Annotated in this window: 15 protein-coding genes; 3 read left to right on the top strand and 12 right to left on the bottom strand. The window is 62.9% G+C overall.

Going from position 1 to position 13531, the window contains the following annotated elements; translation table 11 throughout:
* Positions 1-36 precede the first annotated feature (36 nt).
* The 8 genes from pta to tauA all read right to left on the bottom strand — a co-directional run bounded on the left by pta (position 37) and on the right by tauA (position 8628).
* On the bottom strand, positions 37-1056 hold the full coding sequence (gene pta / locus ACQ5BM_RS09145; protein ID WP_429810250.1) for a phosphate acetyltransferase: 1020 nt from the start codon (positions 1054-1056) through the stop codon (positions 37-39).
* Positions 1056-2093 (bottom strand): YeiH family protein, encoded by a 1038-nt coding sequence (locus tag ACQ5BM_RS09150; protein WP_429810252.1) that lies wholly within the window; start codon positions 2091-2093, stop codon positions 1056-1058. The genes pta and ACQ5BM_RS09150 overlap by 1 nt, the downstream gene beginning before the upstream one ends.
* Positions 2094-2164: 71 nt before the next feature.
* Positions 2165-3940, bottom strand: coding sequence for a sulfoacetaldehyde acetyltransferase (gene xsc / locus ACQ5BM_RS09155; protein WP_429810254.1), 1776 nt, complete (start codon positions 3938-3940; stop codon positions 2165-2167).
* 35 nt (positions 3941-3975) lie between these two features.
* Positions 3976-5376, bottom strand: a complete 1401-nt coding sequence (locus ACQ5BM_RS09160) for an NAD(P)/FAD-dependent oxidoreductase (protein WP_429810256.1) — start codon at positions 5374-5376, stop codon at positions 3976-3978.
* An 18-nt stretch (positions 5377-5394) separates the two neighbouring features.
* Positions 5395-5781 carry a nuclear transport factor 2 family protein gene (locus tag ACQ5BM_RS09165; protein ID WP_429810257.1) on the bottom strand — a complete coding sequence of 129 codons (387 nt, stop codon included), beginning with the start codon at positions 5779-5781 and terminating at the stop codon, positions 5395-5397.
* 111 nt (positions 5782-5892) lie between these two features.
* Positions 5893-6720 carry an ABC transporter permease subunit gene (locus ACQ5BM_RS09170; protein WP_429810259.1) on the bottom strand — a complete coding sequence of 276 codons (828 nt, stop codon included), beginning with the start codon at positions 6718-6720 and terminating at the stop codon, positions 5893-5895.
* Positions 6713-7525 (bottom strand): taurine ABC transporter ATP-binding protein, encoded by an 813-nt coding sequence (locus ACQ5BM_RS09175; RefSeq protein ID WP_429810261.1) that lies wholly within the window; start codon positions 7523-7525, stop codon positions 6713-6715. Before ACQ5BM_RS09175 ends, ACQ5BM_RS09170 begins: the two co-directional genes overlap by 8 nt.
* An 86-nt stretch (positions 7526-7611) precedes the next feature.
* Positions 7612-8628, bottom strand: coding sequence for a taurine ABC transporter substrate-binding protein (gene tauA / locus ACQ5BM_RS09180; protein ID WP_429810263.1), 1017 nt, complete (start codon positions 8626-8628; stop codon positions 7612-7614).
* Between the two features lie 143 nt (positions 8629-8771).
* Here tauA and ACQ5BM_RS09185 point away from each other — a divergent pair, with 143 nt between their 5' ends.
* Both ACQ5BM_RS09185 and ACQ5BM_RS09190 read left to right on the top strand, forming a co-directional pair.
* Entirely contained in the window at positions 8772-10250 is a 1479-nt protein-coding gene (locus ACQ5BM_RS09185; protein ID WP_429810522.1) for a PLP-dependent aminotransferase family protein, read from the top strand.
* A gap of 151 nt (positions 10251-10401) precedes the next feature.
* On the top strand, positions 10402-10770 hold the full coding sequence (locus ACQ5BM_RS09190; protein WP_429810265.1) for a hypothetical protein: 369 nt from the start codon (positions 10402-10404) through the stop codon (positions 10768-10770).
* A gap of 144 nt (positions 10771-10914) precedes the next feature.
* Here ACQ5BM_RS09190 and ACQ5BM_RS09195 read toward each other — a convergent pair whose 3' ends face one another.
* The 3 genes from ACQ5BM_RS09195 to ACQ5BM_RS09205 form a co-directional block, all read right to left on the bottom strand.
* Complete coding sequence (locus tag ACQ5BM_RS09195) at positions 10915-11178, bottom strand: hypothetical protein (RefSeq protein WP_429810267.1); 264 nt, start codon at positions 11176-11178, stop codon at positions 10915-10917.
* A 291-nt stretch (positions 11179-11469) separates the two neighbouring features.
* A complete protein-coding gene (locus tag ACQ5BM_RS09200) occupies positions 11470-12069 on the bottom strand; it encodes a hypothetical protein (protein ID WP_429810269.1) in 600 nt (199 codons plus the stop codon).
* A gap of 15 nt (positions 12070-12084) precedes the next feature.
* On the bottom strand, positions 12085-12405 hold the full coding sequence (locus ACQ5BM_RS09205; protein WP_429810271.1) for a PepSY domain-containing protein: 321 nt from the start codon (positions 12403-12405) through the stop codon (positions 12085-12087).
* A 195-nt stretch (positions 12406-12600) separates the two neighbouring features.
* Here ACQ5BM_RS09205 and ACQ5BM_RS09210 point away from each other — a divergent pair, with 195 nt between their 5' ends.
* Positions 12601-12897, top strand: coding sequence for a PRC-barrel domain-containing protein (locus ACQ5BM_RS09210; RefSeq protein ID WP_429810273.1), 297 nt, complete (start codon positions 12601-12603; stop codon positions 12895-12897).
* Between the two features lie 91 nt (positions 12898-12988).
* Here the strand turns inward: ACQ5BM_RS09210 and ACQ5BM_RS09215 are convergent, their stop codons facing one another.
* Complete coding sequence (locus ACQ5BM_RS09215) at positions 12989-13486, bottom strand: ferritin-like domain-containing protein (protein WP_429810523.1); 498 nt, start codon at positions 13484-13486, stop codon at positions 12989-12991.
* Positions 13487-13531: the final 45 nt, after the last annotated feature.

A 13531-nucleotide genomic window follows, 5' to 3' on the forward strand; every position in this document is an offset into this window, starting at 1 on the left:
ATTACTTCATGCTTTGTCCCTTTGATCCGCTGTCATTTAAAGGAGACGTGCAGTCGGCCGCCGGTTTGATGCCTGAACGACAGTCACGGCGATCATGTGGAAGACGTCATCGACAGTGCAGCCACGCGAGAGGTCGTTGGCGGGCTTGTCAAGTCCTTGCAGGATCGGGCCGATGGCGGTGGCGCCGCCGATGCGCTGAGCGATCTTGTAACCGATATTCGCCGCATCGAGATTGGGGAAAACGAAGACATTGGCCTCACCCTGCAGTGCCGAGTTGGGTGCCTTGGCGGCGCTGACTGCCTCGACGAAGGCGCTGTCGAACTGCAGTTCCCCATCGATGACGAGACCGGGTGCCGCAGCATGGGCAAGCCTCGTCGCCTCCACCACCTTGGAAACGCGCTCGTGTGCGGCACTGCCCGCGGTCGAAAACGAGAGCATTGCCACCTTCGCCGGCTTGCCGGAGAGCGCCTCGAAGGACTGTGCCGAAGTCACGGCGATATCGGCGAGGCCTGCAGCATCGGGATCCACCACCAAACCGCAATCTGCAAAGACGAAAGCGCCCTTCTTCGCGTGATGCGGCGCACAGAGCATCATCAGGAAGAAGCTCGACACGAGACTGACATGTGGCGCGCGGCCAATGGTCTGGAGCGCGGCGCGCACGGTGTCGGCGGTGGTCGCAACCGCGCCGCCAACAGTGCCGTCGGCCGCATCTTCCCGCACCATCATGGCGGCAAAGACGAGCGGCGAACGCACCGCTTCGCCCGCTGCTGCCTCATCCACACCCTTGTTTCGGCGCAGTTCATGGTAAGCCGCAGCGAGGCGCTGGGTAAGCGGTGACGAGGTCGGATCCTCTATGCGGATTTCGTCCGGGCGCGCACCAGCGGCCTCCAGCCGCTCTGCGACAATCTTTCGATTGCCGACGAGCGTGATCTCGGCAAGACCGGCGCGAACGGCCCTGAGGCCCCCTTCGACGATGCGCGGGTCTTCGCCCTCGGCAAGTACGATATGGCGCGGCGCGGCCTTCGCGGCTTCGAGAATGCGATCGAGCGGTTTCATCAGGCGTGCCCCAGATAATGAATGCCGACGAGAATGAAGAGAGCGATGAAGATGGTTTCGGCAACGATCAGCGCGACAGCATCGCCGCCGACGTCCAGCACGCGGCGAAGCGAGGTGCGCATGCCGACGGCGACGATGCCAGCGAGCAGCGCCCAGCGCGAGGTCTCCATCCCGGCCTTTGCGACCATTTCCGGCACGAAGCCGAAGGAATTCAGCGCCGCGAAGATCAGGAAGGCGACGACAAAACCGGGCAACAGCGGCGGGCGTTTGCCGGTCTCACCCTCGGGCTGCGGCACGTTGCGCAGCACCAGCGAGAAGGTCAGCACGACCGGCGCCAGCATGGTGACGCGGATCAGCTTGACGAGGGTCGCCGTCTCGCCCGCCTCCGGCGAGACCGAGAAGCCGGCGCCGACGACCTGGGCGACATCATGGATCGTACCGCCGAAGAAGATGCCGGTCGCCCGGGCATCGAGCCCCATGGTCTGGGCAATGATCGGATAGGCGATCATCGCAAGCGTCGAGAGCACCGTGACAGAGAGCACGGTGAAGATCAGGTTGCGCTCGGAAAACTCGTTCTTCGGCAGTACGGCGGCAATCGCCATCGCCGCCGAAGCGCCGCAGATGGCGACGGAACCGCTGGTGATGAGCGCCAACCGCCAGCCGCGGCCGAGCAGTTTCGCGGCGAGCAAACCGAAACCGATTGTCGCGGCGATGGCAGAAACGAGGAGCAGGATCGTGCTGGCGCCAAGCCCGATCAGGAGGTCGACACTGATGCGCATGCCGAGCAGCGCCACGCCGATGCGCAGCACTTTCTTGGCGCAGAAATCGATGCCGGCGACGCAACGCCCCTCTTCCGAAAGAAAATGAAAGGCGATGCCGAGCAGCAGCGCCATTAGCATAGCCGGCGCACCATAGTGGTCGGAGAGGAACTGCGCGGCGACGGCAACCGCCGCGGTGACGGCGAAGCCTGGCCAATAGGTCCAAAATCCGGAGGGCATGCTGCGGAAACGTTCGTGGACGGAGGCGGTGAAGGTCATGTTTGCGTTCCGGTCGCTTGCGGGAAGCTTCGCCTGCCCGGGCTGACCGGGCAGGCATGGTCTGTGAACGGTCACGCCCGCTTCTGCGGACGCATGTCGGCGCGGTCGATGCCGGCAACCGGCACCGGCCTCTTCATCGCGTCGCGACGGAACGGCTCGCCGAGCTCCTGGTTGAGGATGACTTCCACGAAGGTCGTGACACCCTTCTTCTGGTCGGCGATCGCATTGGAGAGCGCCTCGGTCAGCGCCGCAGGCGTATCGACGGCGACGCCCTTCAAACCGCAGCCCTCGGCGACCTTCGCGTAAGAGAGATTGGGATTGAGCTCGGTGCCGACGAAATTGTTGGCATACCAGAGCGTCGTGTTGCGCTTTTCCGCACCCCATTGGTAGTTGCGGAAGATCACCATGGTGATGGCCGGCCAGCCCTCGCGGCCGATCGACCCCATCTCGTTCATCGAGATGCCGAAGGCCCCGTCACCGGCAAAGCCGACCACCGGCACATCCGGGCAACCGATCTTGGCGCCGACGATCGACGGGAAGCCGTAACCGCAGGGCCCGAACATGCCAGGTGCGAGATATTTCCGGCCGGCCTCAAAGGTCGGATAGGCGTTACCGATCGCGCAATTGTTGCCAATGTCTGTGGAGATGATCGCCTCCTTCGGCAAGGCCGCCTGGATCGCCCGCCAGGCCTGGCGCGGCGACATGCGGTTCGGCTCGCGCGAGCGTGCCGTCTCGTTCCACTGCGTGCCCGGATCGTCGTCCTCGTGGTCCATGGAGGAGAGCTGCTGCTGCCAGGCCGATCGGGTCTGGTGGATTGCAGCCTTGCGCTCGTCGCGGCCGGCATCACCGGCCGACGGCGAGAGCTGCTCGAGGATCTGGCGGGCGACTTGCTTGGCGTCGCCGCAGATGCCGACCGTCACCTTCTTGGTAAGGCCGATCCGGTCGGCATTGATGTCGACCTGGATGATCGCGGCGTTCTTCGGCCAATAGTCGATGCCGTAGCCCGGCAGGGTCGAGAAGGGATTGAGCCGGGTGCCGAGCGCCAGCACGACGTCGGCCTTTGAGATCAGCTCCATCGCCGCCTTCGAGCCGTTATAGCCGAGCGGACCGACCGACAGGCGATGGCTGCCGGGGAAGGCGTCATTGTGCTGGTAGCCGCAGCAGACCGGTGCGTCGAGCCGCTCGGCAAGCTTCATGGAATCACCAATGGCATTGCCGATGACGACGCCGGCGCCGTTGAGGATGACCGGGAATTTTGCTTCCGACAGCAGCTTTGCGGCCTCTGTGATCGCCTGCGGCCCACCGGCCGGACGTTCGAAACGGACAATCGCCGGCAAGTCGACGTCGATCACCTGGGTCCAGTAGTCGCGCGGGATGTTGATCTGCGCAGGCGCGCAACCACGCCAGGCCTTTTCGATGACGCGGTTCAGCACCTCGGGAATGCGGGAGGGATCGCGCACTTCCTCCTGATAGCAGACCATTTCCTCGAACATGGCCATCTGGTCGACCTCCTGGAAACCGCCTTGCCCGATCGTCTTGTTGGCCGCCTGCGGCGTGACCATCAGAAGCGGTGTGTGGTTCCAGTAGGCGGTCTTGATCGCGGTAATGAAGCCGGTGACGCCGGGGCCGTTCTGGCCGATCGCGATCGACATCGTGCCCGTTGCACGGCTGAAGCCGTCCGCCATCATGCCGGCGTTGGTCTCGTGGGCGCAGTCCCAGAACTTGATGCCGGCCTTGGGGAACAGGTCCGACACGGGCATCATGGCCGAGCCGATGATGCCGAAGGCATGTTCGAGGCCATGCATCTGCAAGACTTTGACGAAGGCTTCCTCGGTGGTCATTTTCATGGGGCAGTTCCTTTCCTGAGAATTATTTCAAAGAGTTAGAGGATCTCGTCGCGGAGGTAGTACCAGCGGTACATTCCCCATTGGCCAAGCCTGCGGAATGGAGTCAGCAGCCCGTGGCTCGGCAGGGGCGAGGTGAAGATGGGAAGGTCGAGAGCCCCGCCCTTGCCGGCGACCATCTGGGCCATGCGGCGGCCGGCCTGCGCGGAATACATCACGCCGTTGCCGCCATAACCCATGGCGTAGAACAGCCTCTGGCCCGGATCCGGCTGGAAGATGCGCGGCATCATGTCGTGGCTGACATCCACCCAGCCCCACCAGGAATAGTCAATGTCGATGCCGCGCAGCGCCGGGAACTTGCGGTAGAGACCTGCGAGCAGCAGTTCGAGATGCTTCGGGTTGCCGGCATCGCGCCCGGTAATGGCGCTGCGGCTGCCGATCTGCACTCGGCCATCGGGCAGCATGCGGTAGTAATGGCGGAGCGTGCGCGTGTCGGTGAGCGGTATGCGCGCCTTGAAATTCAGCGCCTGCTGCTCGCCTTCAGTCAACGGCCGCGTAACGATCGAGTTCGACAGGATCGGCATCAGCCGGTGGCGCGTGAGCGCATTCATGCCGGGCGACGTATAGCCGGCGGTTGCAATGCAGACGGCGCGGGCACGAACCGTGCCGCCCGGCGTCGTCAGGTGGTGCACGCCACCCTTCGCCGTGCAGGACAGCACGGGACTTGAGGTATGCACCTTTGCGCCAAGCCGCCGCGCCAGTTTCAGATAGCCGAAGGCAAGCCTTGCCGCATGAATGCCCATGCCGTCAGGCTCGTACATCGCCCCGCGCGCTTCCTCGTCACGGACGAAATCGCGATGGATCTCCTCGCGCGAGACCATGCGGGCCCGGTAACCGAACATGTCGTTGAGGACCCGAACCTCGCCTTCGAGCGCCGGCAGCATCTTGTCGCGGTGGGCGATATAGAGATGGCCGCCATCCTGCGGATCGCAGTCGATCTCCGGCTCCCGGACCAGCGCCCGGAAAAGCTCGAACCCTTCGGCGATCTCGGCGTGCATCTTGCGTGCGACGTCGACGCCCCAGCGGGCGATCCATTGCGAGCGCTTCAGGCGACCGGCGGAAATCTGCGCCTGCCCGCCATTGCGGGTGCTGCAGCCCCAGGCAACGCCATTGGCCTCCAGCACCGTCGCACGGATGCCGTGCTCGCGTGCCAGGTGGATGGCACAGGAGAGGCCGGTATAGCCCGAACCTATGATGGCGACGTCGACATCTATGTCCCGCGTGACGGGGCCGTCATCCTCCGGCTCAGGTCCGGCGGTGCCGATCCAGTAGGTCGGCGCATAATCTTTGCCCGTGCCGGGGCTGCGGGCATGGTTGGGGTCATAGGCCGGATCAAACGGCTGCCTTGCGGGCTTGAGAGGGGTGGCGCGCAGTTGCATGGCTCGTGCTCCAGGCCATCAGTAGCGGGGCTGCAGGAGCGGGCGGTTCTTGCGGAACGCCTGCTTGCGCACGATCTTGCCGTTTCGGAACGTGAAGAGGTCACAGCCCTCGGCCTCGATGCGGCTGCCATCGGCGGCCGTGCCCGAGAAGGTCCATTCGGACACGCCTCGATCGCCGTCGACGAAATGGCTGTGGTTGCCCCACTCGGCGTCCGGCATCGATTTCCAGACGCCGCTGAAAGCATCGGCGATCGGCCCTGTACCGACGAAGCGGGTGCCGTGCACCTCAGGGCCGCCGACCGCATTGAATACGCAGTCCTCGGCGAAGAAGCGCATGACCCCATCGATGTCATGCCGGTTGAAGGCATCGAACAAGGTTTTGAGATCGGTTGCAGAGAGTGTCATGGTCCTGTCCTTTGGCTTGGTCCACAAGGCATGGCTTCGCCGGAGACGGGAAATGCCGTCTTCAAAAGGCCGCCAGGCCGAATTCAGATGAAGTGTCGAAGTCGCCGCCGGTTACAGACGGCCCTTCCAGGGGATCAGCGCCTTTTCGAGGTAGCGGATCAAAAGATCGAAGGCGAAGGCGAAGATGCCGATGATGAAGATCCCCATGATCACAGTATCGCTTTCGAGGTTTTCGGCGGCATTGAGGACCATGAAGCCAAGACCTCTGTTCGCAGCAACCATTTCCGCTGCCACCAGGGTGGTCCATCCGACGCCGATGCCGATGCGCATGCCGGTGAAGATCTCGGGCAAGGCGGCCTTCATGATCACCTGACTGATCACCTGTCCACGGGTGGCGCCCATCGCATAGGCCGCGTGGATCTGCTCGGTCGAGACCGAACGCACCCCTGCCCTTGCGGCAATCGCCATCGGCGCGAAGATCGCCAGATAGATCAGGAACACCTTCGGGAACTCGCCGATGCCAAGCCAGATGATCACCAGCGGCAGGTAGGCAAGCGGCGGCAGCGGCCGGTAGAATTCAATGATCGGATCGAAGAGCCCGCGCACGACGCGATTGACACCCATCAGGATGCCGATCGGCACCGCCGTCACCAGCGCCAGCAGGAAGGCGCCGAAGACGCGACCGATACTTGCGAGCGTATGCTCCATCAGCGTCGAGTTCGAAACACCGTCGGTCAGCGCCAGCATGAACTTGTCCCAGACCGCCAGCGGCGACGGCAGGAAGAGCGGCTTGACCCAACCGGATTCGGTGACGGTGAACCAGAGGGCGAGGAGAACGACCGTCGTTGCGAAACTGATCAGGCCGCTGCTTCCGTCACCGGGCGCACCGAAGATTTTGCCAGCCTTGGCGGGCTTGGCCCGCGTCACTCTATCAAGCATGGGCCACCTCCGGGTTTCCGGACGCACGTTCGTCGCCATAGATGATGCCGAGCACCTCCTCGCGCATGCGGATGAATTCCGGGCTGGACTTGATCGCGCGCGCATTGCCTTCGGCGAGGAAGCGCTTGTTAAAGTTGAGCTCGTAGGTGTGGGTGATGCGGCCCGGCCGCGGCGACATGACAATCAGCTGCGAGCCGAGGAACAGCGCCTCCTCGACGCTGTGGGTGATGAAGAAGAACATCTTGTTGGTGAGTTGCCAGACCTTGAGCAGCAGTTCCTGGATGGTCTCACGCGTCAGCGCGTCGAGTGCTGCCATCGGCTCGTCCATCAACAGCATGGCAGGATCGCATGTCAGTGCCCGCGCAATGCCGACGCGCTGCTGCATACCCCCCGACAGGTGGTAGATCATGTGGTGGTGGAAATCCTGCAACCCGACGAGAGCAAGGTTCCTGGTGGCGAGTTCCCGGCGTGTCGCCTTGTCGACACCACGCAGCTTGAGACCGAATTCGGTGTTCTCGATCACGTTGAGCCACGGCAGCAGAGCGTGTTTCTGGAAGACCACGCCGCGCTCAGCGCCTGGCCCGTTGACCTGGTGATTGCCAAGCGTGATGTCGCCCTCCGAGGGGGCCATGAAGCCCGCCATCAGATTGAGCAAGGTGGTCTTTCCGCAGCCGGAAGCACCCAATGCAACGACGAAGTCGCCGCTGTTGATGGTAAGATTTACACCTTTCAAGGCGATGATCGCCTGGTCCGAGTACAGGCCCGGATAGGTCAGACTGATGTTCCTGACGCTCAGTGTTTCCATGAGAAATGCCTCCCTGCACCTCGGTCACGGTCTCGATGATGGACGCACCGGCCGCTCCCCACGGCCGGCGCAACAGGCAGAATACGTTATTGCGCGGCAGTCTTCGCGAAGCTCGCGTTGACGTAGGGCGCATAGTCGTCGAGCGAATTGCCGATCTGCTTCTGTTCGACCAGGAATTTTGCGCTCTCGCTGAGCGCGCGCGTCGCACCGCCGCCGAGCCAGACCTCGGACGCCTGCTCATCCGCATTCGGGAAGGAGAGGAGGCGCAGGGCTTCCACGGTGCTTGGGCCATCGCCGCCGATCAGCTTGACGATACCCTGGACCTCGGCCGACTCCTCCGTCCAGGCGGCCTTGTTGGAATTGTAGTCGGCATAGGCTTTCGCCAGGACCTTGGTGAAGGCCTCCATCAGCTTCGGGTTCTCCTCCGCCCAACCCTTGTCGACCACCAGTCCGTCGAAGGTCGGAACACTTGCCGCACCGATCACCTCGGAATCGGAGATCGTCTTGCCGGTCTTCTGGATTTCGGAAAGCGCCGGCGGCCAGACATAGGCGGCATCGATATCGCCGCGCTGCCAGGCGGCAACGATCTGCGGCGGCTTCAGATTGAGGATCTCGACCTCGCGGGGATCGACGTTCCAGACCTTGTTCATGCCGACAAGCAGATGAAAGTGCGAGGTCGAAACGAAGGGGACGGCGACTTTCTTGCCCTTGAGGTCGGCCGGCGTTTCAATGCCCGAGCCGTCGCGCGCAACGAGCGCTTCCGACTGGCCGATATTGTCGAGGATCCAGAAGAGTTGCAGGTCAACGCCGCGTGTTGCGGCCGCCGCCGTGCCAGTCGACCCGAGAACGCCGATCGGCACGTCTCCCGAAGCGAGCGCCGTCGTGATGTCGCCGGCCGAACTGAACTGGCGCCAGTCGATCTTGTAGCCGGCCTCCTTGGCGGCGGCGTCGAAGCGGCCATCGGCGATCGCGGCAACGAAGGGGCCGACAATCTGCTGATAGCCGACGACAAGCCTCGTCTCCGCATAGGCTACGCTCGATGCGGCAAGGCTCGCCACGATGCTGGCCGCCGCCGCTAACCGCTTGAAATGTCCATGTAGCATTCGTCGTTCTCCTCTTTGATTATTGATTGGCCGGTTTTTCCGGTCTTGCTGATGACGATACGGCCGGGGCTTGGCTTGCGTTATATCCAGTTTGGAAGTTGAATAGATCCAGATTGACCTCGCTGAGGGCCGCCTTTGTGCGCATGAGCGTTTCGGAAACGATTTTCTTCATCGAGCGCGAAAGCGGGATCGGCTTGCAGGCGCAATTGCGCGAGACGGTGGTTTCGGCGGTGCTCGCCGGCCGGGTGCAGCCCGGCGCGCACCTGCCCTCGACGCGCAAGCTCGCCGACTATCTGCGCATCTCGCGCATCACGGTAACACTCGCCTATCAGGAACTGATCTCTCAGGGGTACGTCGAAGCCGCAAGCCGCAGTTCCTATCGCATCACCGACAATCCGCCAGGCAGGGACGTGGACGACAATCTCCCGTCGGGCGGTTCCGCCCCGGTGGACTGGAGCCGCAAGATCAAGATGAGCTTCGGCGTCGTGCGCCAGATCCCGAAACCGCTGGATTGGCGCCGTTATCCGTTCCCCTTCCTTTATGGCCAGATGGATCCGACGCTCTTCGACCTCAACGCGTGGCGTGATTGCGCCCGCCGGGCGCTCGCCCGTGAGGACTTCGTCCTGATGGCGAGCGACTTTGCCGCGGCAGATGACGTGCGGCTCGTCAATTACATCTGCTCGCGCACGTTGCCGCGACGCGGCATCCATGCCACTCCGGACGAAATTCTCGTCACCGTCGGCGCCCAGAATGCGCTCTGGATCGTGACCCGACTGATCTTGGACGAGGGCTCCGCCGCAGTCTGCGAAAACCCATGCCACCCCGACATCAGCGCCTCGCTGCTGCTGAGCGGTGCCGATGTCATGACCGTCGACGTCGATGGCGAGGGCCTTTCGCCAGATGCCCTGCCGGAGAACGTCGACGCCGTGTTCGTCACTCCGAGCCACCATTCACCGACGGGCGCGACAATGCCGGTCGATCGGCGCGCGCGACTGCTTGAGGCCGCCGAGGAGAAGGACTTCGTGATCGTCGAGGACGACTACGAGTTCGAGATCAGCTATCTGGCACCGCCCTCGCCGGCACTGAAGGCCCTCGATCCGACCGGGCGCGTGCTCTACATCGGCAGCTTCTCGAAATCGCTGTTTCCAGGCCTGCGGCTCGGCTACCTCGTCGCACCAGCCCCCTTCATCCGCGAGGCCCGCGCGCTGCGCTCGCTGATGCTGCGCCATCCGCCCGGTCACCTGCAGCGCACCGCAGCCTATTTCCTGGCGCTTGGGCACTATGACGCCGTGCTGCATCGCATGCGCACGGAGTATCACAAGCGCCACGTCCTTATGGCGGAGGCACTCCGCCGCGAGGGTTTGACGATCGCAGGTTCGTCGGCCTTCGGCGGTACGTCTTTCTGGATGAAGGGACCGGAAGGGCTCGACGCCGATCGACTTGTGAGCGAACTGCGCCAGGATGGCGTGCTCGTCGAATCCGGCTCTCCTTTCTTCCCCAGGAGTGAGGAGCCCTGTCGCTATTTCCGCATGGGCTATTCGTCCATTCCGGGCGCGAGCATCCCGGAAGGTGTTGCCCGTGTTCGCGCCCGCATCGATCTCCTTGCAGGCCAGCGACGATAGTAGAAAATCGGATCGACGGTTGTGAGCGGAACATCACCGCACTTGCCGATGCGGATGCCCAGTCGGAACTATTGAAGATGACCTCGGTTGTATCCTTGGCCCCTTTCCTCGTCGGGTAGCGGGCGCAGAGGCTACGTATGGAGGTGGACAAATGATTGAGCATTTGGACGAGCGCGGCGAACCGGAATCTGCAACGCATGACGCGGAGCGAACCCAGTTTTCGCCACGCGAGGCCAGGCAGGGAGGACTGGGCACGCGCGTCTTTCTGGTGCTCGCCGCCAGTCTGACTTTGGCGCTGGCCGCATGGGGCCTCGTGGAATGGGGGCAAGGCGGTGGCTCTGATCAAACCGGTTCGGTTGAACGCACTGAGCCCGCCTCTACGGGCCAGCGGCCGGAAGCCGAACAGCGCCCGAGCACCGAGAGCCCGCAAGGCCTGGCACCCACGGATCGCAACCCGACCCCACAATCCGGTACGGGCGCACCAAGCAACAACAGCGCGCCCGATGACACCAACAGGTGACGGGAAACCCAGCCTTCGATGTTTGAGGGAGACAGCCGGCGATGAATAGTGCGCCGGGCATCGGCGAGTTACGCAAATTCCCTCAGGCGCGTTTGGCCAGGTCACAGTCGGAAGGGTCGTCCTGGCTCCTGCTCGCCGGCAGGATCAGGGCCGGTCCACGAATTTGTTGAACCTGCTCAGGCTGCCATCTGCCGTTTTGTCCTGGTGAAGAAACAGCAGCTTGTTGTGATCGAAGATACGGAAAAACTCGTCCCACGAGATCGGCTCAAGGTTCATCTCTGCTTCGCCGAAATCGATCCGCAATATTCCGCCATCAAGCGCACCTTTTACCCGGGCGGGCCTTCCCTTCCGTTTTTCGGCCCAATGGCGAATTTCGTCGTGGTTGTTGGTGGTTTGCGCCTCGCTCATGCATTCGCTCCTTGCGCTCAGTCGCTTTGGACACCGTATCGAACCGCGTCCATGCACGTTTGTTCCCCGCGTGCGCGCCGCCGCTGCGGACGCCAACGAAGGCGCGGGGTCGGATGCGAGCGTCTACGTTCGCACGCAAAAGCCGTGGTCCTCGACATGATCGGCGTCCGCTAGGGTTGGCCCCTATTGCAGGCCACATTCCACGCTCCGTCGCCCCCCAGCGGAGCGCTTCGGCACCGAAAAAATTGCCGCGCACTTTTGCGCGACATTCTTTAATCGCAGCTGCTGGATCTAAAGCTCCGAACGCAACCGATCGCGATGCATTCCGATTTCGGTCTGTGTCAGTGGCTCCCCTTGTTCATCAAAGCGACGCCAACCGGTCGATTCGTAGGCGGCGCGACGTTCGGCGAGATCGACGCCCCTGTTACGCAAGATCATCTGCGCCTGCTCGGCCAGAGGTTCGCTCAGCGACCGCACCGTCACGAGTGCGCCGCCACGGCGGACGCCCTCGGCATACACATTCGCATCCGCTTCATCGATGCCCGATTCCGTCAGCGCGCCGATCACGCCGCCCACGGCACCGCCGGCAATGGCGCCGGTTGCGGCGCCTGCAGCCGTTGCAGCCAGCCACCCCGCCGCGACAATCGGACCGATACCGGGAACCGCCATAAGGCCGAGGCCCGTCAACAGGCCGACCGCGCCTCCACTGGTGGCGCCGATGGCCGCGCCGGCTCCGGCGCCCTCGGCAGCGCCGCTCTCAGGAGAATATCGGCCGGCCGCGTTGCTGGCGATAATACCGATATTTTCCGCAGGAATTCCCGCCTGCACCAGTTCACGAACCGCTGACTGCGCATCCGCATAGTCGTCGAACAAACCACTTACGGTTTTCATGTCGAGATCTCCTCACTATTTCGCCTGAGACGTGACATTGCCCTGATAATCCAGGGCGACCTCAACTGGTTTTCCGCCTTTTGTCGCCTCAGCCCGCCAAATGCCCTGGTTGTCCAGCTTCAAACCCTGCACCGAAGCGTAGCCAGCCTTTTCAATACGATCCTTGGCCTGAGCTTCAGTAAAACTGCTGGCGCCAGCCACCGGTGCGGTCGGATTGCTCGAGTTGGGAGTCGCAATGGCGGGCGTCTCCCCGTTTGGGTTGGGCGTCGTTTGCGCGAAGGCCGGCATTGCGACAGCACCGAAGAGCGCTGCCATTGCGAGAGTGGTGCGTTTCATGGAGTACCTCCTACCGGGTCCAAATCGGCCCGTGGCGCTCCAACCGGGGGATACCCTGCAAGTTCCGAGAAACATCCGAATGCTGACACCATCGACCTGGTTCTCGATGCCGAGGAAAGCGGCCAGCCGTGGTTCGAGTGGAACAGTTTCGTCCAGTGCTGGTTCTTTTCGGTTCATTTCAAAGGAGCAACGAAAATGGATCACGCCAATCACGTACGCCTCGACCCGACGGAACTCACGCCTGCTGTCCTTGAAGGTGCGACAGTATATGGGGTGGATGACGATAAGGTCGGCACGGTTGATCACGTCCACGGCGCCGGTGCCGCCGGCACCGTTATCATCGACGTCGGCGGCTTTCTCGGCATCGGCGCAAAGCCGGTTGCAGTACCCACTGCCGACCTCGATTTCATGCGTGATGAGAACGGTGAGGTTCATGCCGTGACGGCCTGGACCAAGGATCAACTCAAGGCGATGCCCGAGCATCGTGATTGACCGTGGTGGCCCGGCCTCGTGCCGGGCCTCTTCGCGCCCCGCCTGCCTTGACGCGAAGGGCGAACCTACGCCCTCCGCTTCTCGACTCCGGTCAAGCTGCAACCTTTGCCTTGTTGTTGGCGGCGGACAGAGCGATCTTGGTGAGCGCCTTGTCGGTTGCCCCTTCTTCTTGAAGGGTCTGGTCGAGCAGCAGCGCCGCTTTCTCCAACCCAAGTTGCTTGGCCCAGGTCTTCAGGGTGCCGTATCGCGCGATCTCATAGTGTTCGACCGCCTGGGCCGTGGAGATGAGGCCCGCGTCGAGAGCCGGGCTGGCCTTGAATTCCTCCATGATCTCCTCGCCCTCGGCGATGATCCCCTGAATAGCCTCACAGGTCTTGCCCTGCGCACGTTTGCCCATAATCTCAAAGACTTGTTGCAGGCGCTCGACATGCTCCTCCGTTTCGTCCCGGTGCTTCTGGAATGCCGCTTTGCTATCGGGCAATTGCGCCGCGCGCGCCATCTTCGGCAGCGCTTTCAGTATCTGCCTTTCCGCATAGTAGATGTCCTTAAGGCCGTCATAAAACAGCGCCTCGAGTGTCTTCACCGGCATAACAAACTCCTGTGTCATCTGATCGGAACGCCTCCAACACCTGCG

The organism is Ensifer sp. B1-9 (genome assembly GCF_050474445.1).
GTDB lineage: Bacteria > Pseudomonadota > Alphaproteobacteria > Rhizobiales > Rhizobiaceae > Ensifer.